The following is a 26,405-nucleotide window of genomic DNA, read 5'->3' as shown; positions in this document are numbered from 1 at the left end:
CCTGCCCCCCTTCTATCCTGCGCCATTGACGAACCCCAAGCAGGATGCACCGAATGACCGAGCAAGTTCCCCACCCGATGTCCCCACAGGATTGCCTTGTGGCGATCATGGTTGCGATCTCGGCCTCCGACGAAAACATCCGAACTGCCGAGCTGGTCAAGATCGAGGTCGCCGTGAACATGTTGCCGGTCTTCGCCGGGTACGACATCGACCGGATGCGCCACGTGTCGCAGGTCGTGTTTGACCTGTTCGAACAGGAAGACGGGCTGGATGCGCTGTTTGGCCTGATCCGGGACAACCTGCCCGAACGCCTGAACGAAACGGCCTATGCTCTGGCCTGTGACGTCGCTGCCGCTGACGGAACGCTGGCCGAAACCGAACTGCGCCTGCTGGAAGAAATCCGGTACGAGCTGAACATCGACCGCCTGCACGCGGCCGCGATCGAGCGCGGGGCCAGGGCGCGCCATACCGTCTGACGCCCGCTTCAGGCGGGTTTCAGGTTTCAGCTTCCATAAAGTGACCCCCAGCGCTCCAGCAAAGCGCGCTGCAATTTTCGCGATCTGCTGTTCCAGCTGCGTGCACCGTCCGGGCGCTCACGCTGCGCGCGTGGGATCGTTGCGCGATGGTCCACGTCGGCGGTGAATATCGCAAAGGCCAGATCGACCCCGTCCGCAGTCGTCAGGAAACCGCCCAACCCGGATACAAAGTTCAATGTCCCTGTCTTGGCATCAACCTTGATCGGGTGGTTCTTGACGGGCCGCCCGTTCCGGTCGGTCAGTGCAAAAGGTTTCATCAAGGGCCGCAACATCCCCGACTTCTGTGTTGCGACAAGGGCCGCAACCAAATCCTCCGGTACCATGCGCGAGGCATCGCTCAGACCCGAATGATCGACCATGGCGATTCCTGTCACGCCGAAACGACTGGCGGCCCACCGGTTCATCTCGGCTGCCGAATCCGCCAGGGTGTGCGGGTTAACACCGCGCGCCCTGGTCGCGGCCAGCCCGACCATCTCGGCCGTCAGGTTGGTCGAGTATTTCAGCATCCCGCGCAGGACACGATCCAAACTGTCGCTGCGATGCACCACAAGATCGACACCCTGCACGCTCTGGCGTGTCACCTGAACGCGCTTCAAAACGATCCCGTTCGACCGCGCCAAGGTGCGAAATACATCGCCCGCGTACAAAGCGGGCTTGCGCACCGGCAACCAGCGGGCCCCGCCATTGCCCAGCGCGCCCTTGGCCACGGTCCAGCGATCCTGCCGCGCGCTTGCCTGATAGGTATAGATCGGCAGGCTACGATCCTCGACCCGCATGGCCGAGACATCCACCGCAGGCACATAACGCTCGCTGCGGGCATCCATGGTTATGTCATAGCCACTCCCTGCGCGTTTCCATTCGAAATGGACGCGATTGAAGTTCAGGGAAATGCCGCTGACGGCCGGGCTATAGCCCACATGATCCGGCTGCTCGGGATCGATGCTGAACACATAAGGCAACGCCCCGTCGTAAACCCTGAACGCGCCGCGCACTTCGATAATCCCGGCCTCGCGCAAATTGGCCGCCATCGCGGCCAGCGCATCCGTATCCAGCAGCGGGTCGCCGCCCCCAACCAGAATCAAATCGCCGTGCAAAACGCCCTTCTCGATCCGGCCATCCGCCACCAGACGGGTCTCGAACCGGTGTTCCGGCCCCAGAACGTCCAGCGCATAAAGCGCGGTCATTGCCTTTCCGACGCTGGCCGGGGGCAGACTTGCGCCCTCGCCAAACACTTCCAGCTGCGCCCCGGTCGCCACATCCGCAACCGCAAACACAACCTCGCCCTTCAGGCCTGCTGCGGCCACCAATCGCTCGGCACCGCTTAATATGACCCCGCGCGCCTGCGGCCTAAGCGATACAAGCGGCGCCTGCGCAAGGCCCGCTGCCGGGATCAGGGACGCCCCTAATCCCCCCAGAAATAAACGACGTGAAAAACGACCAGCCATAGCCGAATTAAAATCCCACAGATCAAAAGCACACAACCACCGTGTTAGATTATGCGCCCGTTGGGGCTATTCCGGCAACACTTCTGCGCCCCATTCGCCGCGTGTCCGGAGTTCGGTCGAACTGACATCGATCATCGGCACGTTCACGAAACACCAGGCCGGAGCCTGCGCCTGCCCCAAAAGGTGCCGCGCCTGCCCGTCAATCCGGTACTTCGCATAAACCCGCGCCGCAGGTGACATCCGGGCCGAGATCCGCTCACCCGGCCGCGCCACCACGCCCACCGGCACAGTGTCCATGATCAGCCGCCAGTCTTTCCAGCGATGAAACTGCGCCAGATTGTCCGCGCCCATCAGCCAGACAAACCGCACCTGCGGGTAAAGCCGCCTGAGCGCTGTCAGAGTGTCCGCCGTTGCCCGCGTTCCGACCAGCGCCTCGATATCCGTCACGTCGACCTTCGGATGCTGCATCACCTGCCGCGCTGCCGCCATGCGCCGCGCGATCGGCGCAGGCCCCCGCTCTTTCAACGGATTGCCGGGTGACACCAGCCACCACGCCCGATCCAACCCAAAGGCCTTCATCGCCTCACGCGTCACATGCACATGGCCCTGATGCGGCGGATCGAATGACCCGCCGAACAACCCAACGACCTGCCCGGGCCGCGCGTAAGGGATGTCGTACCGCTCCATAATCTGCTGATGTTCAGAACTGAGGGGGGTTGTCAATCAATCGGTTGCACGGCGTCGCCCAGCGCAACCCGCCCCGGCCTGACAACTTCGGCGCACCATCCCCCATGCCCCCGCACGGCAGAATAGCCGCCCTTGCCCAGCGCCTCTTCCATCCGGCTGCATGGCGCACAGATCACGGTAAAGCGCAAAACCGCCTCACCCACCTGCACCTCACGCCCCTTGAGCGCGGCCAGATTGATCCCCGAAACCACCAGATTGCGCCGCAGGGGTTCGGGCGCAATCGGCCCACGCCCCAGGTAGGACCCAATCGCCGCCAGATGCTCCCGCTGGATCAAAGAAACCGCCCGCTTACCCGTACGGCCCCGGTCACCGTCGAGCCCATCGGCCGAGACCACCGCCTCCCTCACCACCTCCACCCCAACCCGCCGCTCGGGCCGGACGCCAATCCACTCCACCCGCCCCGGTTGCGCCCAGCCTGATATCAGTTCCGCCAGTTCCACCACTTCATGCCCCTCATACAGCCCGGCAAACCTAGCCCATGCAGATACGGGACGAAATTCACAAAACCACCAGCTTGCCCCGCCCGCCCCGCTCGGATATCCAGCGTTTCAACCCAATTTCCCGACCCAGAGGACGCGACATGGCCGCCTATCAATATGTCTACCACATGCAGGGTGTCTCCAAGACCTATCCCGGTGGCAAGAAGTGCTTTGAAAACATCCACCTGAGCTTTCTGCCCGGCGTGAAAATCGGTGTTGTCGGCGTCAACGGCGCGGGTAAATCGACGCTGATGAAGATCATGGCCGGGCTCGACACCGACTTCACCGGTGAGGCCTGGGCCGCCCAAGGTGCCAAGGTCGGTTACCTGCCGCAGGAACCGCAGCTGGATGAATCCCTGTCGGTCCGTGAAAACGTCATGCTGGGCGTGGCCGCGAAAAAGGCCAAGGTTGACCGCTTCAACGAGATTGCCATGGAGATCGCCGAGAATTACTCGGACGAGTTGATGGAGGAAATGACCACCCTGCAGGACGCGATCGACGCCGAGAACCTCTGGGACCTCGACAGCCAGATCGACGTGTCGATGGAGGCACTGCGCTGCCCGCCGGACGACGCCAACATTGCCAACCTTTCGGGCGGTGAAAAACGCCGCGTGGCGCTCTGCAAGCTGCTGCTCGAAGCGCCCGACATGCTGCTGCTCGACGAACCGACCAACCACCTCGACGCCGAGACCATCGCCTGGTTGCAACAGCACCTGATCGATTACAAGGGCACCATCCTGATCGTCACCCACGACCGTTATTTCCTCGATGACATCACCGGCTGGATCCTCGAACTCGATCGTGGCCGCGGCATCCCTTACGAGGGCAACTACTCCGCATGGCTGGAACAAAAAGCCAAAAGGCTGGAGCAGGAAGCCCGCGAGGACAAGTCCAAGCAGAAGACCCTGCAACGCGAACTGGAATGGATGCGTCAGGGTCAGAAGGCCCGTCAGGCCAAATCCAAGGCCCGGATTAACGCCTATAACGAGCTGGCCGAACAGTCCGAGCGCGAAAAGCTGACCCGCGCCCAAATCGTCATCCCCAACGGCCAGCGCCTTGGCGGCAAGGTGATCGAGGTCGAGGGCCTGTCGAAGCACATGGGCGACAAGCAACTGATCGAAGGGCTGGATTTCGCCCTGCCCCCCGGCGGCATCGTCGGCGTCATCGGCCCCAACGGTGCCGGTAAATCGACGCTCTTCAAGATGCTCACCGGTCAGGAACAGCCCGACAGCGGCACCATCACGCTGGGCGACACGGTCGAGCTGTCTTATGTCGACCAGTCCCGCGACGACCTGAAAGACAACGACACAGTGTGGGAGGCGATCACCGGCGGCGCCGAAATCATCCAACTGGGCGACGCGCAGGTTAATTCCCGCGCCTATTGCTCGTCCTTCAACTTCAAGGGCGGCGACCAGCAGAAAAAGGTCTCGCTGCTGTCAGGGGGTGAGCGCAACCGCGTCCACATGGCCCGCCTGTTGAAAGAGGGCGGTAACGTCCTGCTGCTGGACGAACCCACCAACGACCTCGACGTCGAAACCCTGCGTGCGCTGGAGGACGCGCTGGTCGATTTCGCCGGTTGCGCCGTCGTCATCTCACACGACCGCTTCTTCCTCGACCGGATTTGTACGCATATTCTGGCCTTTGAGGGCGACGCGCATGTGGAATGGTTCGAGGGCAACTTCGAGGACTATGAAGAGGACAAAAAGCGGAGGCTCGGGCCGGACGCACTGGAGCCCAAGCGGTTGAAGCATAAGAAGTTTGTGCGATGAGGGTTTGAACCACATCTCTAAGGACAGGAGTGAGTAGGCTTCGACCACACCGATTAAACCCACCTACACGAACTATGATGTTAAATCTGGGCCTTCCGTTGCCGCTTTTTGAGTACTGATGGTTCGACTATTTAGCTTCTGCCTAGCTCAGCATGTAGCATAAGTCCTTCCTCATACACTATCCTGTCGAGTTCCTTGATCATGTCCCCAAGGAACCCGACAGTACTAAGTTGAAAGGCCCGCGCGATTTCTGATGGCCTCTTGCCCTCGACGCTTCGAGAAAAAAGATCCGGCGAAATCGAATTGAAATCTTCATCTCCATTTATATCCTCCCAAATTTTCAATGTTCTTCCATACAATTTTTCTCTTGAGATAAATGTTACTAGTATACTTTGCTTTCCCCCAAACCTTACAAAGAATAGACCATCCAATGTTGGTATTGGCACCGTCGACTGATGACCTAGAAGGTTTATAGTTGAAACCCATCCAGAAATTTTTCTGATAAATCCCCTAACCTCCCTAAGTGATTTTGCGCCACCCCTTAGATACAATCGCTGCAACGCGTGATTTGAAATGACAGAATGTGGGCTTTCGCAATGCGTCCAACGGCCCAAAGTTTCTTGGTCAAAAAAGTGATTTCGCAAAACTAAACGTGGAAAATCCCCCTGTTCTTGGTGCGCAACCATAAATCTAAGTTTGCGATAGTTTTTTTGGCATTGAAATCCAAATATTTCGTCTTGAAAAGGTCTCCTTAGAGACAAAACCAATCTCTTTCGGTCTCGTTGGCTGTTGTCCTTCCAATTCAATTTTCTCATTATTTTTTCTGAAAACCTAAGGAAATCGCCTTCAAACAACTGGCACTCCTCAACGATTTGACGGGCATGACCTTTCGCCAAATAATCTTTCTCTTTCAATAGATAACTCCATGATTCTGCTGATCTCACCAGTCAGATGGCTAACAGCGCATTGCAATTCAAGACGTGATAGCAAACGTAAGATGAGCACTCGCACCCCTGACGCCAACTGGTAGGCCGGGCTTCAGCCCGGCACCCCTCGAAACACCCACACCTTTACCAACATCCACCGATGAATGGCCTCAAAACCCTTCAATCGATCTGAGGGGAATGGTGGATGCCGGGCTGAAGCCCGGCCTACGGGGTGTTCTTTGTATCACGGCTCTCCGAATGCGCCGTCTGTCACACCGCCGCTCCATTCCGGATCAACCCGGCCTGCGCGGATATCACGATGAATCGACGAATACGGCCAATCGGTTGGATGCTCCACCAACCCGTGCTTGACCGGGTTCCCCCAACAATACGCCATATGATTACGATAATCCCGTTCGTCCCGAATGGTATGCTCCCAAAACCGACGCTGCCAAACCGCCCCTTCGCGTTTGTTGGCCCGTAGGCCGGGCTTCAGCCCGGCATATCTGCCGGATGTCACAACGGGCAAAACTGTCGGTACCGGTGCCGGGCTGAAGCCCGGCCTACGGTTTGTCTTGTTCACATCCATGGTGAACCGCGCCTTGATCGCACCCCACCGCGTGGAATAATCCGCATCGCCCGGCGGCAAGGTCCACACCGCGTGCAGATGATCGGGCAACACCACAAGCGCATCGCACCAAAACGGACGCTCCCGCTGCGCTTCGGCAAAAGCCGCGCGCAGATGTGCAACCTCGCGGATCAACAGGTCCGATGACCGGTCGGCCAGCGAAACCGTAAAGAAATATCTGGCTCCGGGAATGCGGACGCGGCGATAATCACTCATGCGCGCAAGGTGGCGCAGGTATGACTACCAAGTGGTTAACACACACCTTTGCAGGCAACCGTCGAAAGTCGGATGCTCCACCGACCCCCGGTGTCCCATATCACAGCATTCAAGGATGGTTGCAGACGCGGCGCTTACCCGAACCGGTTGCCACGCAGCCGTCCGACACCGAACAGCCCCGTCAGCGCCCCAAGCAGCAGCAGCCAACTGGCCGGAAGCGGCACGGCCGAGACGTTCACGTCCACCGGCGTTTCTTCGGACCCGGGCTCCTTGCACCACAGCTCGCAGAACTCAGGCCCGGATTCTTCCTCGACCTCTGTCCGTTCAGTCAGTATCTCGGGCAAATACTTGGGTCCACCAAGCTCGACAAGACGACGACGTATTTCCTTACGGCGCGGGTCCTCTTTCGCGAAGATTGGCGCCTTCAGCTCGTGTTCAAATTCGAACATGTTGTAGAGTTTGAGCGCGCCTTCACGCGCGCCCGGCATCGAACCCTCTGTCCCAAATGGAACAGTCAGGGCTTGCGAGGCTCCGGCCCAGCACAACAGCGTTATCGTGTATACAACTTTCATATCCGCCCCCACGGCTGCCAAATAGTATAGCATCGGATCGCTGATTTTCCAAACATAGTGATTGGCAAATTTAAACCGTCAGTTGTGAGCGCCCCCCCGCTCAACCGATCAGAATGGCGCTGGTCGTGAACACGTGCCTGCAACCAAAAAGTGTCCCCCTCCCGCGCAGGCGTGGTACGTGGTGATCGCTCCGCATGGCCGACCGGAAAGTTGTGGGTCCGGGTTTCTCATTGCCGTCGCGCGCGTCAACAGACAGAGTGACCAGAGCACCCAGAATGCTGTCAAACATCGCCAAAATCAGCCTGAAACCCATCAGCGGATTCTTGTACAAATCAAGCTATCTGCCCTCTGGCACTAGTACAATCCGTACAAACCACTCTTGCCACAGGCTTACCTCAATGCCATATGCAGGGTGCTAACGTTTTTCTATTTCGACCTACTGTCTCCTTCTACGGCGCTCAGTCTATCGATACAGACATACGACGCCAGGCTGCCGCAACTCCGTGGGCAGCACCAAACAGGAGACACGGATATGCCAGCAGGCACCGTAAAATGGTTCAACACCACTAAAGGCTACGGCTTTATTGCGCCCGAAGATGGCGGCAAGGACATCTTCGTCCACATCTCGTCCGTCGAACGCTCGGGCCTGACCGGTCTGGCCGACAACCAGAAAGTCACGTACGAACTGCGTTCGGGTCGTGACGGCCGCGAGAGCGCCGACAACATCCAGCTTGCATAAGCTCTTGAAAGGGTGAGAGAAATTCCTCACCCTTTTGTTCAACCGCTGCCGTTTCAGGTGGCCGATTGATCACATCACGGATGCGTGATGCTTGCCCCAGAATTGACCAAATAACATATCATGATGAAACTGGTTCTTGGGTTTCATTGGTCAATTGATGAGGGTTTCGATGATTACACGCCGAGTTTTTCTGGCCGGAACAGCAGCCACGCTGCTGCCGGGCATCGCCAGCGCCAAGAAAGCGGTCGAGTATGATCCGACACCGCAATTCGTGCGCATCAAAAAGCAGTTCCTGCCCGGGCAGCTGCTGGTCGCCCCCCGTTCATTCTATCTTTACTATGTCACCGAACCACGCAAAGCGATCCGCTATGGCTGCGGTGTCGGCAAGGCAGGTCTGGAATTCACCGGCACCGCTACTATCGATGTGAAAAAGGAATGGCCGACCTGGCGCCCGACCCAAGAGATGATCCAGCGCGATCCGGTGGCCTATGCAAAATTCAAGGACAATGACTATGTCCAACCGGGAGGTGGGGATAACCCCCTCGGCGCGCGCGCGATGTATTTGTTCCAGAACGGTGTCGATACCTATTTCCGAATCCATGGCACGACCCAGCCACAAACCATAGGCAGGGCGGTGTCAAACGGATGTATTCGGATGCTGAATGAACATGTCATCGATCTGTATAACCGGGTCCCTATCGGAACGGTGGTCACGGTCGTCTGATCGCCACAGCGGGGATGGCTAACCTTCCCCGCCCGCCTGCGTCACAAGTTGCAACACAGAGGGGCCCAGCGCTTCGACGATCTTCGCCACCCCGGCCGCATTTGGATGAATGCCATCCGATTGCATGAAGTGCGATACGGCCGCGGGATCACCCTCCGCTGCAAGCCCTTCAAAGAAACTGCTGAAAAACAGAACTTCAAACTCCTGCGCCAGTACAGGGTACATGCCATCGAATGCCTGCTTGTATTCAGCGCCGTAGTTGCCCGGCGCCTGCATTCCGATCAACAAGACAGGAACCTTTGTATCGCGTGCAACCTGAAGTATCTTGCGCAGATTGGCTTGCGAAACTGCAGGATCGATCCCGCGCAACACGTCATTCCCGCCTAAGGCAACAATCAGTCCGTCCACATCGGGTGTCAGGGTCCATTCTACCCGCGCAGCGCCACCCGCCGTTGTATCGCCCGAAACACCTGCGTTGATAACGCGAACATCTGCGCCCCGCGCCTGCAACCAACGGTCAAGCTGGGGAACAAACCCGTTCTCTTCCACCAGCCCGTAGCCTTGCGTCAGCGAGTCCCCAAGGGCTGCGATCAGCACCTGATCGGCTGTGGCCGCAAAACCGCAGAACACAAATGGACTTGCCATCAAAACCTTGCGCAATACGGTGTTCACTCCATATCCCAAAAACCGCTCCTTTATCGGGAAGACCCATGACGCCTGCTGTTCTCGCTCTTCAGAATGCCGCTTTATCGCTGGATGGCAATGCCGGGCGGGTCGATATTTTGCATGACATCACGTTGACCGTGAACAGGGGGGAATCGCTGGGGCTGATCGGGCCATCGGGGTCGGGAAAATCGTCGCTGTTGATGCTGATGGGTGGGTTGGAACAGGCAACAAGCGGTCAAATCTTGGCCTTGGATCAGAATTTGACAAGCATGGACGAGGACGCCCTGGCGCGGTTTCGGCGCGACAACATGGGCGTGGTGTTTCAGAATTTCCACCTGATCCCAACGATGACCGCGTTGGAAAACGTGGCGACACCACTGGAACTGGCAGGGCACAAAGATGCGTTTCACCGGGCTGAGACGGAACTGAATGCCGTGGGATTATCGCATCGCCGCGATCATTACCCAGCACAGTTGTCGGGTGGCGAGCAGCAACGAGTTGCTTTGGCGCGCGCATCGGCACCACGCCCCAAGATCTTGCTGGCGGACGAACCAACCGGGAATCTGGACGAGACAAACGGTGCCGCGATTGTTGATTTGCTGTTCGGGCTTCGACGCAAATATGATGCGACGCTGGTTCTTGTAACGCACAGCCGTTCACTGGCTGAACGATGTGACCGGGTGATCAGGCTGCGCGACGGCAGGATTGCCGAAATGACCCGGCAGGAGGCCGCAGAATGAGCCTTCGGCTGGCCGCGCGGCTGGCCCGTCGAGAGCTGCGCGGCGGACTTCGCGGGTTTCGCATCTTTCTGGCCTGTCTGGCCTTGGGCGTCGCAGCCATCGCAGCCGTCGGATCGGTGCGTCAGGCGATTCAGACCGGGCTGACCCGTGAAGGCGCATCCCTGCTGGGCGGCGATGCCGAGCTTGAGTTCACCTATCGTTTTGCTACTGAGGCCGAGCGCCTCTGGATGCAGCAGTCATCCGAACAGGTGTCAGAAATTGTCGATTTCCGCTCGATGGCGGTTGTGCCCCGCGACGCCGGGCCGGAACGTGCGCTGACCCAGGTCAAATCCGTCGATAAGGCTTACCCGCTCATCGGATCGGTCAAACTGGAGCCGGGCATCACGCTGGACGACGCCCTGAATGGCAGGTCCGGATTACCCGGTGCCATTATGGAACCCGTTCTGATAGACCGGCTTGGTTTGTCGGTCGGTGATCACTTCGCGCTTGGCACGCAAGAGTTCATTCTGATGGCCGCACTTCGGAATGAACCCGACGGCGCCGCGGCTGGTTTTGCCTTGGGGCCACGTACAATGGTGCGCACCGAAGCGTTGCAGGCATCTGGCCTTCTGGAACCCGGAACGCTTTTTTCGACCAGGTACCGGCTGACCTTGCCCCAAGACGCAAACCTGTCGGAGGTGTCCGCAAGAGCCAGCGCGGCGCTTGAGGGCTCGGGGATGCGCTGGAGCGATGCGCGCAACGGCGCGCCGGGCATATCGGAATTCGTCAACCGCCTGAGTGCCTTTCTGGTCCTAGTCGGGTTGTCAGGGCTTGCCGTTGGTGGCATCGGTGTGTCCGCCGCCGTGCGAGCCTATCTGAGTCAGAAAACGGAAACCATTGCGACATTGCGGACATTGGGGGCGGATCGCTCCACCATTTTTCAAACTTACATGATTCAGATCGGGGTGCTGTCCCTGACTGGCATTGTAATTGGGTTGGTACTGGGCGGGATGGCACCGCTTTTGCTGGCACCGCTGCTGGAATACCAGTTGCCCGTTCCAGCAGTGTTTTCTCTGTATCCGCAACCGCTGATAGAGGCTGCGCTTTATGGCCTGCTGACAGCATTTCTTTTCACGCTCTGGCCGCTGGCCAGAACCGAAGATGTGCGCGCCGCAACCCTGTTTCGCGATGCGCTGAGTGCGGCTCGTCCCATCCCACGCGCAATTTACGTCGTGGCAAGCGGGATTGGATTGGCGTCCCTGATCGCGATTGCGTCCTGGTTCAGCGGCTCAACGCGCCTAACCCTGTGGACCAGCGGCGGACTTGCGGGCGCACTGATCCTGCTGGCGCTCGCAGCCCATGCCATTCGCAAACTGGCACGGGCTGGGACACCTTTGGCGCGGGGCCGCCCTGCCCTGCGATGGGCTTTGTCCGCCATCTCTGATCCGCGTGAGGGTGCGGGGTCAGTGGTTTTGTCACTTGGTCTGGGTTTGTCAGTGCTGGCGGCGGTTGGGCAGATTGACGGCACGCTGCGCAACGCGATCTCCGGCAATCTGCCGGATGTCGCGCCCTCATACTTCTTTGTCGATATTCAAAAAGACCAGATGCCCGGTTTTACCGAACGGCTGCAAACCGATCCTGCTGTCAGCCGCATTGAAAGCGCACCAATGCTGCGGGGCATCATCACCCAGATAAACGGTCGCCCTGCGCGCGAGGTGGCCGGAGATCATTGGGTTCTGGAGGGAGATCGCGGCGTCACCTATTCAGCCCGCCCCCCGGCAAATGCACGGGTGACAGCGGGGGAGTGGTGGGCAGAGGATTATTCTGGCGCACCACAGATCAGCTTTGCAGCCGAAGAAGCCGAAGAGATGGGTCTGAAACTGGGCGATCAGGTAACTGTCAACATCCTGGGGCGGGATATCACCGCAGAGCTGACCTCAACCCGAGAGGTGGATTTTTCCACAGCGGGTATGGGTTTTGTCATGTCGATGAACCCGTCGGCACTGGCGGGTGCGCCACACAGCTTTATTGCGACGGTATATGCAGAAGAACAGGCCGAGGCCGCCATTCTGCGAGATCTTGCAGGCCAGTTCCCGAACATCACGGCCATCCGTGTGCGCGACGCAATTGACCGTGTTTCGGGCCTTTTGGCAGGGATCGCCGCCGCAACCTCGTATGGCGCGGGCGTGTCTTTGTTGACAGGATTCCTGGTGCTGATCGGGGCGGCAGCCGCCGGCGAACCCGCCCGCAGATACGAGGCGGCAATCCTCAAGACGCTGGGGGCTGACCGTGGCCGCATCCTGCGCAGTTTTGGACTACGCTCGGTCCTGCTGGGCGCCGCAGCGGGCTGCGTCGCCTTGCTGGTCGGCATCCTGGGCGGATGGGCTGTGGCCACCCATATCTTCGACACAGGTTTTACCGTGATCTGGTCTTCGGCCTTTGGCATCGTTCTGGCCGGTGTCGGCGTCACGCTCTGCGCAGGTTTCGCATTCGCGCTGCGCCCTCTCTCTGCCCGGCCAGCCCGAATTTTGCGGGCCAGCGACTAAGGTCAGCGTACGCAGGCCACGGGCTGCAACAGCTTCAGCAACGGGTCGTTGTCACAAACCAGCGCATCCAACGACACTTCGTCCAGAGATGCATAGAAAACTTCCGCCGCATCCTGCAATGCCAGCCGCAGCCTACAGGCATCGGTCAAAGGACAGGTGTTGTCCGCATCCGCAAAACACTCGGCGATGGGCAAGGCCCCTTCGACGTGCCTGAACACCGCGCCGATCCGGATTTGGCTTGCCGGACGCGCCAACGACATACCGCCGTTGCGGCCGCGCTGAGTGCTCAGGTAATTCAACTGGCTTAACTGGTTGATCACCTGAGCCAGATGGTTTTCCGAGATGTTGCAGACTTCGGCGATCTCGGCTTTGGTGACCAGCCGGTCCGGGTGTGCGGCGCAATACATCAACAGGCGCACAGCGATATTCGTCCGTTTGGTAATCCGCATGAGGGCCTCCCTGAATAAAAGATGAAGCCTTATTGCATGTCGCGGAAAAAAGCGGTTTGACATACATCAATCGACCCAAAGGACACCTCTCGCATGGCCGACCCCTATTTCTTTGGTTATGGAAGCCTTGTGAACCTCGCCACACATGATTTTCCCGACCCCCGCCCAGCAAAACTGAAGGGGTGGAAACGCGCATGGCGACACACTGATCTGCGCCCGGTCGCGTTCCTGACAGCTGTCCCGGACCTCGAGTCTGAGATCGAAGGCATGATCGCGCATGTCCCCAAGAACGACTGGGCTGCGCTGGATGAACGGGAATGGGCCTATGACCGAATTCCGGCAACCCGGTCGGTTTCACATCCGCTGAAACATGAAGTTGAAATAGCTGTCTACGCCGTCCCGCAGGATCGGCACAACGAGCCCAGCAACCGCCATCCCTTGCTGCTCAGCTATATCGACGTTGTTGTTCAGGGTTATTTGCGGGCGTTCGGAGAAGACGGGGCAGACCGGTTCTTTGCAACAACCAGCGGCTGGGATGCCCCGATCCTGAATGACCGGGCCGAGCCACGTTACCCGCGACATCAACAACTCAAACCTGTCGAGCGTGATTTTGTCGATGACCGCCTGACCAGTTTGTCGGTTCGGATTGAACAACCGGTTTGACGACAAAGGGCCACGCCGAGGGCGTGGCCCTTAAATGTCGTGTACTACCGCGTTAGCCGCGCGCGCGGATCACCTGCAGCAACGGCAGCAACGCCGCCATTTCCGGGCCACGTTCTGCACCTGTCAACGCCTTGCGCAGCGGCATGAACAGGCCTTTTCCCTTGCGGCCTGTTGCCTCTTTCACGGCGTTGGTCCAAGCTCCCCAGGTTTCACCATCGAACGGGCCTTCGGGCAGCAGCGACATGGCCTTAGCGATGAATTCGCGATCTTCATCGGCAACCAACGGTTCGGCGCCGTCACGGCACAGGTCCCACCACCCTTTGAGGTCGGCCAAAGTGGTGATGTTTTCCCGCGCCATGGCCCAGAACGGTTCGGCCATTTCGGCAGGCACCCCGGCATCCGCGACAGCATCGGCCACATTCGCCAGCGGCAGCGATTGCAGGTATTTGGCGGTCAGCGGGAACAGGTCCTGCACGTCGAACTTGGTCGGCGCGGCACCAAACCGGCTCACGTCAAAGCCGTCGATCAACTCGGCCATATCCGAGCGCAGCTCGACCGGATCGGACGAACCCAGTCGCGCCATCAGGCTCAGCAGTGCCATCGGCTGCACGCCCTGTTCACGCAGATCGCGCAGGGCCAGCGTACCGAGGCGTTTCGACAGAGCTTCGCCCTGCGGGCCGGTCAGCAGCGAGTGATGCGCAAAGCGCGGGCAATCCCCGCCCAGTGCCTTGATGATCTGAATCTGGGTCGCAGTGTTGGTCACGTGATCCGAGCCGCGCACGACATCAGTCACGCCCATTTCAGTGTCATCCACCACCGACGCAATCGTATAAAGAACCTGCCCATCACCACGGATCAGAACCGGATCAGAGACCGAGGCCGCATCGATCGAGATGTCGCCCAGAATTCCATCGGTCCACTCGATCCGTTCGTGATCCAGCTTGAAACGCCAGACACCGTTGCCACGTTCAGCGCGCAGCGCATCCTTCTCGGCATCCGACAGGTTCAGCGCGGCACGGTCATAAACCGGCGGCTTGCCCATGTTCAGCTGTTTCTTGCGCTTCAGGTCCAGCTCGGTGGGCGTCTCAAACGCTTCATAGAACCGCCCCATCGCGCGCAACTTGTCAGCCGCTTCGGCGTAGCGATCCAAACGCTCGGATTGACGCTCGACGCGATCCCAGTGCAAACCCAGCCACTCAAGATCCTGTTTGATGGCATCGACATATTCCTCTTTCGAGCGTTCGGGGTCGGTGTCATCGATGCGCAGGATGAACGTACCGCCCGACTTGCGGGCGATCAGATAGTTCATCAGGGCGGTGCGCAGGTTGCCCACATGGATGTAACCGGTGGGCGACGGGGCGAAACGGGTGGTTGTCATGGGTGTCTCCTGTTGGCGCGGCTCTTGTCACATGGGCGCGTTTTTGTCCAGCCGCCGCTTGATCCATCAGGTGATTCAACGCGGTTCCACAGGCCATATCCTGCCAAGGTCGTCCAACCCGGCGCGAATGAGTTTCGACAGAACCTGCATGTCGATATCCGCCAGCTTGTTCACATACAGGCAGGACTTGCCCAACTTGTGCTTACCCAACCGGGCCAGAATGCCGCCAAAATCCGCGTAACCCGGCATGATATAAATCACCAGCGCCGACTTGCGCGGGGAAAATCCGGTTGCCAGAAAATCGCCCTCTCGGCCCGAGGCGTAGCGATAGTGATAACGGCCATACCCTATCATCGACGGCCCCCACATGACCGGATCAAATCCGGTGGTAGCCCGAAACAGGTCGTCCAGAGCGCGCGTCTCTTCGGCCCGACGTTCTGATTGGACCGAATTAAGGAAGTCTTCTACACTTTGATCCGTTGGAACGGTTTTGTTCTGCGATCGCGACATGAACAAAAATTAACACGTATTGTTCATCCATGCACCCTGCGTGGATGTCGTAACATCTGGTCAGAATCTCACACCGTTCTAGTTTTTCTAAAGGTGTTCTGACAGGGAGAACGATAATGACGATCAAACTTACTCGCCGCGCCGCCTTGGGAACTGCTGCCGCCTTACCCTTTGCCACGGCAGCAGCGCCGGTTTTGGCCGCAGGCTCTGACGCCAAGGCCAACTCGACCATCGCCAAGTCATTCCATGTCGGCGACTTTACCGTCACGACCTTGCTGGATGGCAGCCTGCCCCGCGATGGCGCCCAGGATATCTTTGGCGGCGGAGCGTCAGATGAAGACTTCGCAAAGGTTTCGGCCGAGAACTTTATTCCCGCCGACACCGCCCAATTCTTCTTTACCCCCTCACTGGTCAACACCGGATCGGAACTGGTATTGTTCGACACCGGTCTGGGGCAAGGCGGCATTCAGGCCGCTTTGGCCGATGCAGGTGTCAGCCCGGATCAGATCGACGTTGTCGTGCTGACCCATATGCATCCAGACCATATTGGCGGCATGACAACGGATGGCGCACCAACCTTTGCCAACGCACGCTATGTGACCTCGGCAACGGAATACGATTTCTGGTCCGCGCAAGAGGCCGGAAACAATGTCGGTGATCTTGTAGCCGCAAAAGTCACACCGCTGGCCGAGAAGATGAGCTTTATCGGCGATGGAGAGCAAGTGGCGTCGGGCATAACTGCGGTTGCGGCCCACGGCCATACCCCGGGTCATACGGTTTATCATCTGGAGAGCAACGGACAGCGCCTTCTGCTGACAGCGGACTTGGCCAACCATTACGTGTGGTCATTTGCCCATCCGGAATGGGAGGTTCGGTTTGACATGGACAAGGCCGCCGCAACCGCCGCGCGCCGAAATGTTCTTGGCATGCTGGCAGCCGACAAGGTGCCGATGGTCGGCTATCACATGCCCTTCCCTGCCGCGGGCTTTGTCGAGACACGGGGCGAGGGCTTCCGCTTTGTTCCAGTCAGCTATCAGATGATGGGCTAAGCCCCTAGTAACCCGGATCCGGTCGCACTTTTGAGCCGTCAGTGAACCGAGACAGACGGAACGCGGTCGGATCCACACAAGGGGTTGAATCAGTGACAAGGTCCGCTGTCAGGCGGCCGGCGCCGGGACCGATGCCAAAGCCGTGGCCGGAAAAGCCCGTGGCGATATACATACCCGGCATGTCATCCACGCCCGAGATTACGGGAATGGCGTCGGGGGTGACATCAATCATACCCGCCCAACTTTGGACGATTTCACTATCCAGCAAGGCAGGAAATCCTTTTCGTGCACTGGCCCAGGCTTGTCGCAAAAACTTCTGCGAAGGTTCAGGATCCAAAACCCGGCACAGCTCGAACGGGGTTATGTCGGTCGGCAACCATCTTCTGTTTTGACGGGCCTCGATAGCCCACTGATTTGACCAGCGAAAGCGCAGGGATTTCCATTCCTGCGCAAAGGCAAAGCGAAACTGCAACCCCAGCCGGAAACTGTCCGGTACGATATCGACCGTGTTCTGATGTCCGGACGCGATGGTGTGCCCCCCATCAGCGCGCTTTCGGATCGCAACATCATCCGACCATAGCGCAGTTTCGGGTCCATCTTTCACCGGAGAAGTCCGCAGAACCGTATTCAGAACCTTAAGCTGCGGCAGGTTGATACCTGCATTTCCCGCAAACAAACGCGACCACGCGCCCCCCGCCAGAACCACGCGCCCGCAGGCGACCTTGCCGCGCTCGGTGAATACACCAGCGATACGCCCATCCTGAATGTCCACACTTCGCACGGCGCAACCTGTCATGATTACAGCACCCAGACGCCGTGCGGCTTCGGCTATGGCCGGGGCGGCCCATTGCGGCTCGGCGCGCCCGTCCTGCGGCATGTACAGGGCAGATGTCAGGCCGGTTTCATGCCCGTGCAACAACTCTGCCAACTCGCGTCCCGACACCATTTTTGCCCCGGTCTGCAATCCTTCTACATGGCGCATCCAACGCTTCAGATTGACTTCGCCCCGCTTGCCGGACGCGCCAAAAAGAATGCCGGATTGCGTATATCCGGTATTGCCATCCAGGCGGGCATCAAGGGTCGGCCATATCCGCAACGCCTCTTGCATCAGGGGAATTTCGCGGGGGTCTCGCATACCCAAACGCACCCACCCCCAATTGCGCGAGCTTTGTTCAGCCGCAATCTGTCCCTTTTCGCACAAAAGGACGGAAGCGCCGCGCTCTGCCAGTTCCAGCGCTGTTGAAACGCCGATTATGCCGCCGCCAACAACGACGACATCAACAGATTTGGGAAGGGCAAGATCGGATTCTACGGGGTTCGGTTTTGGTGCCGTCATAAATACGCATTACTCTGTCGCCTGAACCCGTATGGGGACCAAGGTCTAGAAGTTTGGCAACACAAATTGTCGCAATGTTGGCACTATTTATGACGCCTGTGGCCCAGACGCCAACGGCATCGAAAATCCTCAGCACATCACGCTGCGCCGGACAGTTCCGCCCATTTCTGACGCAGCTTCGCGGTCAACCCGGTGTCTTTTTGCACGGTCTGGGCGGTTACGTCCTTCTGCGGCAACAAGCTTGGAAACTCAGCCCGAAGCGACGCCGCTGCCTGTTCGTCGGACAGCCGCTGTTCATTCAGGACACCGGCAATCGCCGCTTCCAGCTTTTCCTCATCCAACTCCTGCGGCGGAGATTCCATCGTCCGCCGTTTCAAAAGAGCATGATGCGATCTCTGATATTCACTATGCATGTCAAAACCAAACCATTTACTCAGACATCCAACCCCGGATGCGCCACACATTATCAAAATCAGCTTGCGACTTTGAGAATTGCGCCGCATCCGCCCCACATGGGGCAATTTTCAAGCCAAAATGTGGCAGAAACTTGGCGCAACAGCAAGTCAGAGGCCGGTTTTAGCGCCCCTGGCGGATCAAAGAAGAAAAATATGAAAACAATAGGCGCGCTAAGCCTCTCACAGTTTCCAATTCAGCGCGCGAATTGCGGCAATCAAGGGCGATCACGCCAGCGATTCACAATCGGATACCGCCGGTCCAGCCAGAACGCGCGGTTGCTCAGGCGCGTACCGGGGGCGGACTGGAACCGTTTATACTCGCTGATATAGACCAGATGTTCGACCCTCTGAGCATCTGCTTCGTTGTACCCGGCGGCGACGCAATCCGCGATCGATCCGTCCTGATCAACCAGGATCTCAAGTATTCCGTCCAGCACCGGGTAATCCGGCAGGCTGTCGCTGTCTTTCTGATCTTCGCGCAGTTCCGCACTGGGCGGTTTGTCGATGACAGAGGGACGGATCACTTCGCCTGCAGGGCCCATCATCCAGTTGCGGTGATTGGCATTGCGCCAGCGGCAGGTTTCAAACACACGGGTCTTGTACAGATCCTTGATCGGATTATAGCCGCCGTTCATGTCGCCATAGATCGTGGCATAGCCCACGGCGACCTCGGATTTGTTGCCGGTGGTCAACAGCATTTCGCCGAACTTGTTCGAGATCGCCATCAACAACAACCCGCGCAGGCGGGATTGAATGTTTTCTTCGGTCAACCCTTCATCCAGCCCTGCAAACAACGGGGCCAAAGTACTGGTGACGGCTGCGCGGCTGTCCGAGATCGGCACGTAGTCATAATGCACGCCCAGCGCTTTGGCGACCGCCTCGGCATCGTCAAGCGAGGCCTGACTGGTGTATTCCGACGGGAGCATCACGCAGCGGACATTTTCGGCCCCGATGGCATCGACCGCAATGGTCGCGACCAGCGCGGAATCGACCCCGCCGGACAAGCCCAGCAGCGCCTTTTTGAATCCCGTTTTCCCCATATAGTCGCGAAGGGACTGCACCATCGCGCGGTAATCCTGCTCCCACTCATCCGGTTGGGGCACGATTTCGCCTGATGCGATCCGCCAGCCGTCTTCGCCGCGCTCAAGATCGACATGCGAGAGCAGCTCGTCGAAAACAGGCATCCGGAACGCCAATTCCCCGCCCGGGTTTAGGCCAAAACTGGCACCATCAAAGACCTGATCGTCCTGCCCGCCCACCATATTCAGGTAGATCAGCGGCAGGCCCGTTTCGACCACGCGCGCGACCATATGGTTCAGTCGCACATCGTATTTATCCCGGAAATAGGGCGACCCGTTGGGGATCAACAAAAACTCGGCCCCGGTTTCCTCCAGCGTTTCTGCCACGTCCGGGTGCCAGCTGTCTTCGCAGATCGGGCTGCCAATCCGGAAATTCCCTACCGAATACGGCCCACCCAGAGGTCCCGCATCGTAAAGGCGCACTTCGTCGAACACCGTCTCGTTCGGCAGGTGGTGCTTCAGAACCTTGCTGGTGATCCGGCCACCCTTCAGGATCAGGTAGGCGTTGTACAGCTTTCCATCATCGACCCAGGGACCACCTACGGCAATTGCAGGACCTTCGGCGCATTTTGCAGCCAGCGCTTCAACCGCAGACATGGCTGCGCGGTGGAATACCGGTTTGAGAACCAGATCCTGCGTGTTGTAGCCGGTGATGAACATCTCGGGGAAAGCCACCAGATCCGCGCCCGCTGCCTTGCCTTGTTCCCATGTCGCAAAGGCCTTTGCTGCGTTGCCTTCGATATCGCCAACGGTCGGGTTCAGTTGCGCCAGAGTGATGCGGAAACGGTCGGCCATGCTGCCCTCTTGCCTCGTAAGTCCTATTGCCATTTAGCAGATCACCGCGCGAGTAAAAGACCAATGCGGCAAAAGCCGTTGCTCTGCCTGCAACGGTACCTTAGTTTTGCGCAAGAGATATCACCAGCGACGACCGGGCAGACAGGACCAGAAATGAACGTGATCCGAAACTCAATTTTGGCAGCGGGGATGAGCCTGGCAGCTGCCACTGCTTTCGCGCAGGACGGGACTGTCATCGTCAAGGATGATGAAGTTGGCGGTGTCTATGAAGGCACTTACGAGAACGGGTTGCGGCACGGGACAGGAACGTATCGGCTGCCGAATGGGTTTGAATACACGGGGCAGTGGGTAGAAGGCGAAATTCAGGGTCAGGGTACGACACGCTACCCCGACGGGTCAGTCTACGAAGGCATGTTCGCCAAGGGTCAGCCCGAAGGGCGCGGCAAGATCATCTATGCCAATGGCAGCAGCTACGAGGGCGATTGGTCCAAAGGGTCAATCAACGGCACCGGCATCGCTGAATTCGCGAACGGCACGCGCTATGAGGGTGAGTTCAGGAACGCTCAGCGACATGGCAAAGGCGTGCTGAGTTTTCCCGACGGATATATCTATGATGGCGACTGGGTCGACGGTGAGCGGCAGGGCAAGGCCAGGATCACCTATACGGATGGCAGCGTTTACGACGGCGACGTCAACGCAGGTTTGCGCGATGGAACCGGCACGCAGACGATGCCCGACGGAATGGTGTATTCAGGGGATTGGTCCGGCGACCAGATCACCGGGACGGGCAGCCTGACTTATTCCAATGGCGATATATACGAAGGCGAACTTCAAGAAGGGCGCCGCTACGGTAAGGGCAAAGTGACCCACGCGCAGGGGGATGTGTACGAAGGCGATTTTGTCGACGACCGTCGCCACGGCAAAGGAACGTTCACCGGAACAGACGGCTTTGTGTATACCGGCGACTGGAACGCCGGGCAGATTGAAGGCCTAGGCGAAGTGACCTATCCGGATGGCTCTGTCTATGTCGGCGATTTCGTTGCCGATCTGGCCGAAGGAAACGGCAGCATCACCTATCCGGACGGATCGACCTATGAAGGCGAATGGATCGCGGGTGTTATCGAGGGTCAAGGCACGGCCACGTATACCAATGGTATGATCTACAAAGGCCAATTCAAAAACGCGCAAAGCCACGGCAAAGGTGTGGTTACGCGCGCAGATGGCTCGGTATATGACGGCGACTGGGTTGAAGGTGTGCGTCAGGGCAAAGGCAAGGCGACCTATTCCGATGGCACGGTCTACATCGGTGATTTCCTGAACGGAAAACGGCATGGCAAAGGCGAAATCGTAACCCCCGCCGGGTTCAAATATTCGGGCGACTGGTCGGACGGAAAAATCAACGGCGTGGGTACCGCCACCTACTCGAACGGCGACGTGTATGAGGGCAGCTTTGTTGACAACAAACGGCAGGGCAGTGGGACGATGCGCTATGCCAACGGCCAGGAGGAAAGCGGTGTCTGGGAAAACGGCGTGTTGCCGGACCAGACCTCGGACCAGCAGAGTGACGCTGACACCCCTGCCCCGCAACCCAGCCCGGATGCAAATACTGAGGCAACCGGAAGCTCGGACGGGTGAAGGCTCACCACGGGACCGGCTTACCGGCCCAATCATAGAACCCACCGGTATCAGCCAGCGTTAACCCGCGTATCACGTTCAACAGGTTGTCGGCGGCTGCTTCAGGTTCGACGGCAGGATGACGACCCAGGTATTTGTTCGTGAACTCTGTTTTTACCGTGCCGGGGTGAAGGGCGACGCAAATTGCTTGTTTATGTGTTCGGGCCAATTCAATTGCGGCGGTATGGACGACCTGATTGACCGCTGCCTTAGCCACACGGTAGCTGATCCAACCACCTGTCCGATTATCCCCGATTGATCCCACCCGCGCCGAAAGCACCGCGAATACAGATCGTCTATGTCGCGGCAACAGCTGATACGCGCGGCTTAGCACCAATGCCGGACCAACGGCATTCAACGCAAACTGATCCATCATGGCTTTGGCTGAAATCGCCCGAATGGTCTTTTCCGGCACAGCGCCGTCTATCTCTAACGCGCCCGAAGCCACCAGAATCAGATCAAACTGGTCTTGCAGGCTTTCAAGCATCAGCATCACCCTGTCCCGATCAGTCAGGTCAAAGCCGTCCTCCGACCGGGACAAACGCGTGACCGAAACGCCCTGCTCAACCAGCCGTCCGGTAACAGCTGCGCCAATTCCGCCAGAAGCACCAATTATCAATGCAGTTTCCATCCGTGACCAGCTAGCGGCGCTGTGCGAACAATCAAGGCTGTCGAAAAAGGGCAGTTGCCAGAAGTTCGCGTATTGCAAATTGGTTCTTTCCATTCCCGGCGGGCTCTGTATAACCTCAATCCCATGATCAACCGCGCAGATATCCCTTGTGTCGACACCGCCCTTCGCGGTGCGTCGCTGCGTGGCCTACTGATCCTAATCCGCCTCTGAGCGTGCCATCCGGCGCGCCCGCTCAGAGGAGGACGCCAGCGCGCCATAGGCTTTAGGACAGAAGAAGAAAGAGAACCCCATGACCAACGTGACCGACCAAGACCGCGTCTTGATCTTCGATACCACTTTGCGCGACGGCGAGCAGAGCCCCGGCGCCACCATGACCCATGACGAAAAACTCGAGATCGCCGAGCTGCTGGACGACATGGGCGTCGATATTATCGAGGCCGGCTTCCCCATCGCGTCGGAAGGCGATTTCAAGGCTGTGACCGAAATTGCACAACGGTCGAAAAACAGCCGCATCTGCGGTCTGGCCCGCGCGAATTTTGCCGATATCGACCGCTGCTGGGAGGCGGTAAAACACGCCGAGAAGAACCGCATTCACACGTTCATCGGCACTTCACCGCTGCACCGTGCCATCCCCAATCTGACGATGGACGAAATGGCGGACAAGATCCACGAAACGGTCAGCCATGCGCGCAACCTGTGCGAAAACGTGCAGTGGTCTCCGATGGACGCGACCCGAACCGAATGGGATTACCTGTGTCGTGTGATCGAGATAGCGATCAAGGCCGGGGCAACCACGATCAACATCCCGGATACGGTGGGCTATACCGCTCCGGTGGAAAGCGCGGACTTGATCAAGCGGCTGATCGAAACGGTGCCGGGGGCGGATGACGTGATCTTTGCCACCCATTGCCACAACGACCTTGGCATGGCGACCGCGAATTCGCTGGCCGCTGTCGCAGGCGGTGCGCGCCAGATTGAATGCACCATCAACGGTCTGGGCGAACGCGCAGGCAACACGGCGCTGGAAGAAGTGGTCATGGCGCTGCGCACGCGCAACGATATCATGCCGTGGCACACTGGCATCGACACCACCAAGATCATGCACATCTCGCGTCGGGTTGCGACGGTCTCGGGTTTTCCGGTGCAGTTCAACAAGGCAATTGTTGGCAAGAACGCTTTTGCCCATGAAAGTGGCATCCATCAGGACGGGATGCTGAAAAACCGCGAAAACTTTGAAATCATGCGTCCTGAGGACATTGGTCTGTCGGGAACATCCCTGCCGCTTGGTAAACATTCGGGTCGCGCTGCCTTGCGCGACAAGCTGGAAACGCTTGGGTTTGAGGTTGGTGACAACCAACTCAAGGATATCTTCGTCCGGTTCAAGGATCTGGCGGATCGCAAGAAAGAGGTGTTCGACGACGATCTCATTGCGCTGATGACGCTGGACGAGGCTGACGACCACCTGCAACTGGTTTCGATGAAGGTGACTTGCGGCACGGGCGGTAAGGCGGAATCGACGGTCGAGCTGGAAGTTGAAGGCGTGGACAAAATCGCCACCGAACATGGCGACGGCCCGGTGGATGCAACCTTTAAGGCGATTCGTGCGATTTATCCCAACACGGCGCGTCTTCAGCTTTATCAGGTTCATGCCGTAACCGAGGGCACGGACGCGCAGGCAACGGTTTCCGTGCGCCTGGAAGAGGATGGCATGATCGCAACAGGCCAGTCGGCAAACACCGATACCGTCGTGGCGTCAGCTAAGGCTTATATCCACGCTCTCAACCGCCTGATCGTGCGCCGTGAAAAGGCTGGACCGGGCGCAGATGCGCGCGAGATCAGCTATAAAGACCTGACCTGATCGACGAAGCTCCAGAAAACGGCCCGAACTTCCGGGCCGTTTTTTACCTCAGGACAATCCGGCCTTAGCCAGCCCCTGGATAAGATGCTGCAAATCCTCTTCGCGTCCGTAATGAAGGTTCGCGACAAGGTCCTGAACAGTCAAATCCGGCTGTGACACATGGATTTCCTTGACATGTTGGCGGGCTTTGGCCTCGTTGCCCAGCCAACTGTGACACGCCGCAACATAGGCGTGCTGAACCACATCCAATGCCGGCAAGCGCGAAAAGTCCTCGATCGCAGCTTCATATTGCTTTGCGCCGAAATGGGCTTTGCCCAAATGGCTCCAGAACCGGGCCGGATGATGGGGGTTCAGCCGCATCGCTTTTTCGATCCACTCGGCGCCTTCCTCGGGCCGACCAGACCAGGTCAGCAACTCTCCCATCTGCACCACGACCAAATCGTAGTTTGGATTCAAAGACAGCGCGCGTTCCTGATGGTAGCGGGCGCGCCCAAGGTCATTTTGCAAAATTTCCACCGCCGCCATCAACCTGTGTACGTCGGCATCGTTATCGTCCAGTGATGCCGCCTTCTTGGCCGAATCCAGCGCCAGCATCTTCATCGCCTCGCCGTCCTCGGCCCAGCCGTACCCCCAGGCCTGACCGCGAATGCAACCGCGCCAGGCATGGGCATGAGCATATTCCGGGTCCAGTTCGATGGCCCGCTCGATCAGTTTCATCGCTTCGGCATTGTCCTCACGTGTGCTGCGGTGGTGCAGAACCTTTGCGGCCAGAACGCACTCATACGCCGCGAAATTTGAAGGGGTCTTTCGCTTTAACTCTTCCTGTTGCGACGCTTCGATGCGGCCCGGCAGTGTCGCCACAACTGCCGAAGTGACCTCGTCCTGGATGGTAAAGATATCATCCAGGTCACGGTCGTATTTCTCGGCCCAGATATGGGCGTCGTTCTGACTGTCGATCAACTGTACCGTGACGCGCAGGCGATTTCCGGCTTTGCGCACACTGCCTTCGACGATGTATTGCGCGCCCAGAGTCTCGCCGACTTGGCGAAGGTTCACGGCCTGCCCCTTGTAGACGAAACTGGAATTGCGCGAAATCACGAACAACTCGTGCCGACGGCTGAGTTCGGTTAACAGGTCTTCAGTCAAACCGTCGACGAAGAACTCCTGTTCGGGATCGCCGCTCATGTTCTCGAACGGCAGAACCGCAATTGTCGGTTTGACGACTCTGGTTGAGCCGTCCTCTTTGGAATTTTCACCAGCCGCCGCAGCAGGCGCGTCCAGTTCAACGCGGAAGGCATGAACCGGCTGGGAAATATTCTTGAGCGAAATCTCCCCCAGATCCTGAAAGCGAAGATCCAGCCGACTGGTCACCTGGTTGTGCACCGCGCCGGAAATCAACACGTCACCAGGAGAGGCAGACTGTTCCAGGCGCGCGGCCACATTGACCCCACTGCCGAAAATATCCCCGTCTTCAAAGATGATTTCATCCAGATTGATGCCGATCCGAAATTGGATGCGCTGATCCTTAGGCACATCTGCATTTCTGCGAAACATCCGGTTCTGGACTTCGACGGCACAAGCCACGGCATCGCAGGCGCTGGTGAACTCGACCAACATCCCATCGCCGGTTGTCTTGATAACAGTGCCTCGGTTTTTTTCGATCGACGGGTCGATTAATTCGATCCTATGAGTGCGCAAACGGGCCAAGGTGCCTTGTTCATCCGCTTCCATCAGGCGGCTGTAACCCACCATGTCTGCTGCCAGAACTGCTGCGAGTCTGCGATTCATTGCGATCCCCCCAGCGCCAAGTCTAGTG

Annotated in this window: 26 protein-coding genes; 10 read left to right on the top strand and 16 right to left on the bottom strand. The window is 58.5% G+C overall.

Annotated elements, in window-relative coordinates:
• Positions 1-53: 53 nt before the first annotated feature.
• Positions 54-476: a tellurite resistance TerB family protein gene (locus tag ACR3FC_RS12335; protein ID WP_480475242.1), complete on the top strand. Its 423-nt coding sequence runs from the start codon at positions 54-56 to the stop codon at positions 474-476.
• Between the two features lie 26 nt (positions 477-502).
• Here ACR3FC_RS12335 and dacB read toward each other — a convergent pair whose 3' ends face one another.
• The 3 genes from dacB to ACR3FC_RS12320 all read right to left on the bottom strand — a co-directional run bounded on the left by dacB (position 503) and on the right by ACR3FC_RS12320 (position 3,171).
• A complete protein-coding gene (dacB, locus tag ACR3FC_RS12330) occupies positions 503-1,981 on the bottom strand; it encodes a D-alanyl-D-alanine carboxypeptidase/D-alanyl-D-alanine endopeptidase (protein ID WP_480475240.1) in 1,479 nt (492 codons plus the stop codon).
• A 66-nt stretch (positions 1,982-2,047) separates the two neighbouring features.
• Positions 2,048-2,668 carry a nicotinate-nucleotide adenylyltransferase gene (locus ACR3FC_RS12325; RefSeq protein WP_480475238.1) on the bottom strand — a complete coding sequence of 207 codons (621 nt, stop codon included), beginning with the start codon at positions 2,666-2,668 and terminating at the stop codon, positions 2,048-2,050.
• Positions 2,669-2,700: 32 nt separating this feature from the next.
• A complete protein-coding gene (locus ACR3FC_RS12320) occupies positions 2,701-3,171 on the bottom strand; it encodes an MOSC domain-containing protein (protein ID WP_480475236.1) in 471 nt (156 codons plus the stop codon).
• 137 nt (positions 3,172-3,308) lie between these two features.
• On the opposite strand from ACR3FC_RS12320, the gene ettA reads away from it, so the two are divergent.
• Entirely contained in the window at positions 3,309-4,976 is a 1,668-nt protein-coding gene (ettA, locus tag ACR3FC_RS12315) for an energy-dependent translational throttle protein EttA (RefSeq protein WP_480475234.1), read from the top strand.
• A 131-nt stretch (positions 4,977-5,107) separates the two neighbouring features.
• On the opposite strand, the gene ACR3FC_RS12310 is transcribed toward ettA, so the two are convergent.
• The 4 genes from ACR3FC_RS12310 to ACR3FC_RS12295 all read right to left on the bottom strand — a co-directional run bounded on the left by ACR3FC_RS12310 (position 5,108) and on the right by ACR3FC_RS12295 (position 7,631).
• Positions 5,108-5,890, bottom strand: a complete 783-nt coding sequence (locus tag ACR3FC_RS12310) for a hypothetical protein (protein WP_480475232.1) — start codon at positions 5,888-5,890, stop codon at positions 5,108-5,110.
• Positions 5,891-6,146: 256 nt separating this feature from the next.
• Entirely contained in the window at positions 6,147-6,746 is a 600-nt protein-coding gene (locus ACR3FC_RS12305; RefSeq protein ID WP_480475230.1) for an REP-associated tyrosine transposase, read from the bottom strand.
• Between the two features lie 134 nt (positions 6,747-6,880).
• Positions 6,881-7,351: a hypothetical protein gene (locus ACR3FC_RS12300; RefSeq protein WP_480475228.1), complete on the bottom strand. Its 471-nt coding sequence runs from the start codon at positions 7,349-7,351 to the stop codon at positions 6,881-6,883.
• A gap of 67 nt (positions 7,352-7,418) precedes the next feature.
• Positions 7,419-7,631, bottom strand: coding sequence for a hypothetical protein (locus tag ACR3FC_RS12295; protein ID WP_480475226.1), 213 nt, complete (start codon positions 7,629-7,631; stop codon positions 7,419-7,421).
• A gap of 219 nt (positions 7,632-7,850) precedes the next feature.
• Here ACR3FC_RS12295 and ACR3FC_RS12290 point away from each other — a divergent pair, with 219 nt between their 5' ends.
• A complete protein-coding gene (locus ACR3FC_RS12290) occupies positions 7,851-8,057 on the top strand; it encodes a cold-shock protein (RefSeq protein ID WP_209506380.1) in 207 nt (68 codons plus the stop codon).
• A gap of 169 nt (positions 8,058-8,226) precedes the next feature.
• Positions 8,227-8,781, top strand: a complete 555-nt coding sequence (locus ACR3FC_RS12285) for a L,D-transpeptidase (protein WP_480475224.1) — start codon at positions 8,227-8,229, stop codon at positions 8,779-8,781.
• 18 nt (positions 8,782-8,799) lie between these two features.
• Here the strand turns inward: ACR3FC_RS12285 and ACR3FC_RS12280 are convergent, their stop codons facing one another.
• On the bottom strand, positions 8,800-9,426 hold the full coding sequence (locus ACR3FC_RS12280; protein ID WP_480476896.1) for an arylesterase: 627 nt from the start codon (positions 9,424-9,426) through the stop codon (positions 8,800-8,802).
• 65 nt (positions 9,427-9,491) lie between these two features.
• On the opposite strand from ACR3FC_RS12280, the gene ACR3FC_RS12275 reads away from it, so the two are divergent.
• Positions 9,492-10,187 (top strand): ABC transporter ATP-binding protein, encoded by a 696-nt coding sequence (locus tag ACR3FC_RS12275; protein ID WP_480475222.1) that lies wholly within the window; start codon positions 9,492-9,494, stop codon positions 10,185-10,187.
• Complete coding sequence (locus ACR3FC_RS12270; protein ID WP_480475220.1) at positions 10,184-12,712, top strand: ABC transporter permease; 2,529 nt, start codon at positions 10,184-10,186, stop codon at positions 12,710-12,712. The genes ACR3FC_RS12275 and ACR3FC_RS12270 overlap by 4 nt, the downstream gene beginning before the upstream one ends.
• A gap of 2 nt (positions 12,713-12,714) precedes the next feature.
• Here the strand turns inward: ACR3FC_RS12270 and ACR3FC_RS12265 are convergent, their stop codons facing one another.
• A complete protein-coding gene (locus ACR3FC_RS12265; RefSeq protein ID WP_267366061.1) occupies positions 12,715-13,161 on the bottom strand; it encodes an RrF2 family transcriptional regulator in 447 nt (148 codons plus the stop codon).
• Between the two features lie 93 nt (positions 13,162-13,254).
• Between ACR3FC_RS12265 and ACR3FC_RS12260 the strand changes: the two genes are divergently transcribed.
• Positions 13,255-13,824, top strand: a complete 570-nt coding sequence (locus ACR3FC_RS12260) for a gamma-glutamylcyclotransferase family protein (RefSeq protein WP_480475218.1) — start codon at positions 13,255-13,257, stop codon at positions 13,822-13,824.
• 52 nt (positions 13,825-13,876) lie between these two features.
• Here ACR3FC_RS12260 and gltX read toward each other — a convergent pair whose 3' ends face one another.
• Both gltX and ACR3FC_RS12250 read right to left on the bottom strand, forming a co-directional pair.
• Positions 13,877-15,202, bottom strand: a complete 1,326-nt coding sequence (gene gltX, locus ACR3FC_RS12255) for a glutamate--tRNA ligase (RefSeq protein ID WP_480475216.1) — start codon at positions 15,200-15,202, stop codon at positions 13,877-13,879.
• A 75-nt stretch (positions 15,203-15,277) separates the two neighbouring features.
• Positions 15,278-15,712, bottom strand: a complete 435-nt coding sequence (locus ACR3FC_RS12250) for a DUF1801 domain-containing protein (RefSeq protein ID WP_480475214.1) — start codon at positions 15,710-15,712, stop codon at positions 15,278-15,280.
• A 116-nt stretch (positions 15,713-15,828) separates the two neighbouring features.
• Between ACR3FC_RS12250 and ACR3FC_RS12245 the strand changes: the two genes are divergently transcribed.
• Positions 15,829-16,761 (top strand): MBL fold metallo-hydrolase, encoded by a 933-nt coding sequence (locus ACR3FC_RS12245; RefSeq protein ID WP_480475212.1) that lies wholly within the window; start codon positions 15,829-15,831, stop codon positions 16,759-16,761.
• Between the two features lie 4 nt (positions 16,762-16,765).
• Here the strand turns inward: ACR3FC_RS12245 and ACR3FC_RS12240 are convergent, their stop codons facing one another.
• The 3 genes from ACR3FC_RS12240 to ACR3FC_RS12230 all read right to left on the bottom strand — a co-directional run bounded on the left by ACR3FC_RS12240 (position 16,766) and on the right by ACR3FC_RS12230 (position 20,426).
• Positions 16,766-18,097: an NAD(P)/FAD-dependent oxidoreductase gene (locus ACR3FC_RS12240; protein WP_480475210.1), complete on the bottom strand. Its 1,332-nt coding sequence runs from the start codon at positions 18,095-18,097 to the stop codon at positions 16,766-16,768.
• A gap of 137 nt (positions 18,098-18,234) precedes the next feature.
• Positions 18,235-18,459, bottom strand: a complete 225-nt coding sequence (locus ACR3FC_RS12235) for a hypothetical protein (RefSeq protein ID WP_245220582.1) — start codon at positions 18,457-18,459, stop codon at positions 18,235-18,237.
• Between the two features lie 308 nt (positions 18,460-18,767).
• Positions 18,768-20,426: an NAD+ synthase gene (locus ACR3FC_RS12230; RefSeq protein ID WP_480475208.1), complete on the bottom strand. Its 1,659-nt coding sequence runs from the start codon at positions 20,424-20,426 to the stop codon at positions 18,768-18,770.
• A 153-nt stretch (positions 20,427-20,579) separates the two neighbouring features.
• Here ACR3FC_RS12230 and ACR3FC_RS12225 point away from each other — a divergent pair, with 153 nt between their 5' ends.
• Positions 20,580-22,061: an MORN repeat-containing protein gene (locus tag ACR3FC_RS12225; protein WP_480475206.1), complete on the top strand. Its 1,482-nt coding sequence runs from the start codon at positions 20,580-20,582 to the stop codon at positions 22,059-22,061.
• Between the two features lie 4 nt (positions 22,062-22,065).
• On the opposite strand, the gene ACR3FC_RS12220 is transcribed toward ACR3FC_RS12225, so the two are convergent.
• Positions 22,066-22,731 (bottom strand): SDR family NAD(P)-dependent oxidoreductase, encoded by a 666-nt coding sequence (locus ACR3FC_RS12220; RefSeq protein WP_480475204.1) that lies wholly within the window; start codon positions 22,729-22,731, stop codon positions 22,066-22,068.
• A gap of 289 nt (positions 22,732-23,020) precedes the next feature.
• Here ACR3FC_RS12220 and ACR3FC_RS12215 point away from each other — a divergent pair, with 289 nt between their 5' ends.
• Positions 23,021-24,589 (top strand): 2-isopropylmalate synthase, encoded by a 1,569-nt coding sequence (locus tag ACR3FC_RS12215; RefSeq protein ID WP_480475202.1) that lies wholly within the window; start codon positions 23,021-23,023, stop codon positions 24,587-24,589.
• 48 nt (positions 24,590-24,637) lie between these two features.
• On the opposite strand, the gene ACR3FC_RS12210 is transcribed toward ACR3FC_RS12215, so the two are convergent.
• Positions 24,638-26,377, bottom strand: coding sequence for an adenylate/guanylate cyclase domain-containing protein (locus tag ACR3FC_RS12210; protein ID WP_480475200.1), 1,740 nt, complete (start codon positions 26,375-26,377; stop codon positions 24,638-24,640).
• Positions 26,378-26,405 lie beyond the last annotated feature (28 nt).

This window comes from Ruegeria sp. AF3, from assembly GCF_056536285.1.
This window is presented reverse-complemented; position numbering and strand designations above follow the sequence as displayed.

Bases quoted from the DNA above. Each gene is read 5' to 3' on its own strand.
- gltX (WP_480475216.1), bottom strand. From the start codon at position 15,202: ATGACAACCACCCGTTTCGCCCCGTCGCCCACCGGTTACATCCATGTG.
- ACR3FC_RS12245 (WP_480475212.1), top strand. From the start codon at position 15,829: ATGACGATCAAACTTACTCGCCGCGCCGCCTTGGGAACTGCTGCCGCC.
- ACR3FC_RS12220 (WP_480475204.1), bottom strand. From the start codon at position 22,731: ATGGAAACTGCATTGATAATTGGTGCTTCTGGCGGAATTGGCGCAGCT.
- ACR3FC_RS12270 (WP_480475220.1), top strand. From the start codon at position 10,184: ATGAGCCTTCGGCTGGCCGCGCGGCTGGCCCGTCGAGAGCTGCGCGGC.
- ACR3FC_RS12280 (WP_480476896.1), bottom strand. From the start codon at position 9,426: ATGGCAAGTCCATTTGTGTTCTGCGGTTTTGCGGCCACAGCCGATCAG.
- ACR3FC_RS12300 (WP_480475228.1), bottom strand. From the start codon at position 7,351: ATGCTATACTATTTGGCAGCCGTGGGGGCGGATATGAAAGTTGTATAC.
- ACR3FC_RS12265 (WP_267366061.1), bottom strand. From the start codon at position 13,161: ATGCGGATTACCAAACGGACGAATATCGCTGTGCGCCTGTTGATGTAT.
- ACR3FC_RS12250 (WP_480475214.1), bottom strand. From the start codon at position 15,712: ATGTCGCGATCGCAGAACAAAACCGTTCCAACGGATCAAAGTGTAGAA.
- ACR3FC_RS12275 (WP_480475222.1), top strand. From the start codon at position 9,492: ATGACGCCTGCTGTTCTCGCTCTTCAGAATGCCGCTTTATCGCTGGAT.
- ACR3FC_RS12305 (WP_480475230.1), bottom strand. From the start codon at position 6,746: ATGAGTGATTATCGCCGCGTCCGCATTCCCGGAGCCAGATATTTCTTT.
- ACR3FC_RS12235 (WP_245220582.1), bottom strand. From the start codon at position 18,459: ATGGAATCTCCGCCGCAGGAGTTGGATGAGGAAAAGCTGGAAGCGGCG.
- ACR3FC_RS12225 (WP_480475206.1), top strand. From the start codon at position 20,580: ATGAACGTGATCCGAAACTCAATTTTGGCAGCGGGGATGAGCCTGGCA.
- ACR3FC_RS12290 (WP_209506380.1), top strand. From the start codon at position 7,851: ATGCCAGCAGGCACCGTAAAATGGTTCAACACCACTAAAGGCTACGGC.
- ACR3FC_RS12210 (WP_480475200.1), bottom strand. From the start codon at position 26,377: ATGAATCGCAGACTCGCAGCAGTTCTGGCAGCAGACATGGTGGGTTAC.
- ettA (WP_480475234.1), top strand. From the start codon at position 3,309: ATGGCCGCCTATCAATATGTCTACCACATGCAGGGTGTCTCCAAGACC.
- ACR3FC_RS12215 (WP_480475202.1), top strand. From the start codon at position 23,021: ATGACCAACGTGACCGACCAAGACCGCGTCTTGATCTTCGATACCACT.
- ACR3FC_RS12260 (WP_480475218.1), top strand. From the start codon at position 13,255: ATGGCCGACCCCTATTTCTTTGGTTATGGAAGCCTTGTGAACCTCGCC.
- ACR3FC_RS12230 (WP_480475208.1), bottom strand. From the start codon at position 20,426: ATGGCCGACCGTTTCCGCATCACTCTGGCGCAACTGAACCCGACCGTT.
- ACR3FC_RS12295 (WP_480475226.1), bottom strand. From the start codon at position 7,631: ATGGGTTTCAGGCTGATTTTGGCGATGTTTGACAGCATTCTGGGTGCT.
- ACR3FC_RS12335 (WP_480475242.1), top strand. From the start codon at position 54: ATGACCGAGCAAGTTCCCCACCCGATGTCCCCACAGGATTGCCTTGTG.
- dacB (WP_480475240.1), bottom strand. From the start codon at position 1,981: ATGGCTGGTCGTTTTTCACGTCGTTTATTTCTGGGGGGATTAGGGGCG.
- ACR3FC_RS12325 (WP_480475238.1), bottom strand. From the start codon at position 2,668: ATGGAGCGGTACGACATCCCTTACGCGCGGCCCGGGCAGGTCGTTGGG.
- ACR3FC_RS12285 (WP_480475224.1), top strand. From the start codon at position 8,227: ATGATTACACGCCGAGTTTTTCTGGCCGGAACAGCAGCCACGCTGCTG.
- ACR3FC_RS12240 (WP_480475210.1), bottom strand. From the start codon at position 18,097: ATGACGGCACCAAAACCGAACCCCGTAGAATCCGATCTTGCCCTTCCC.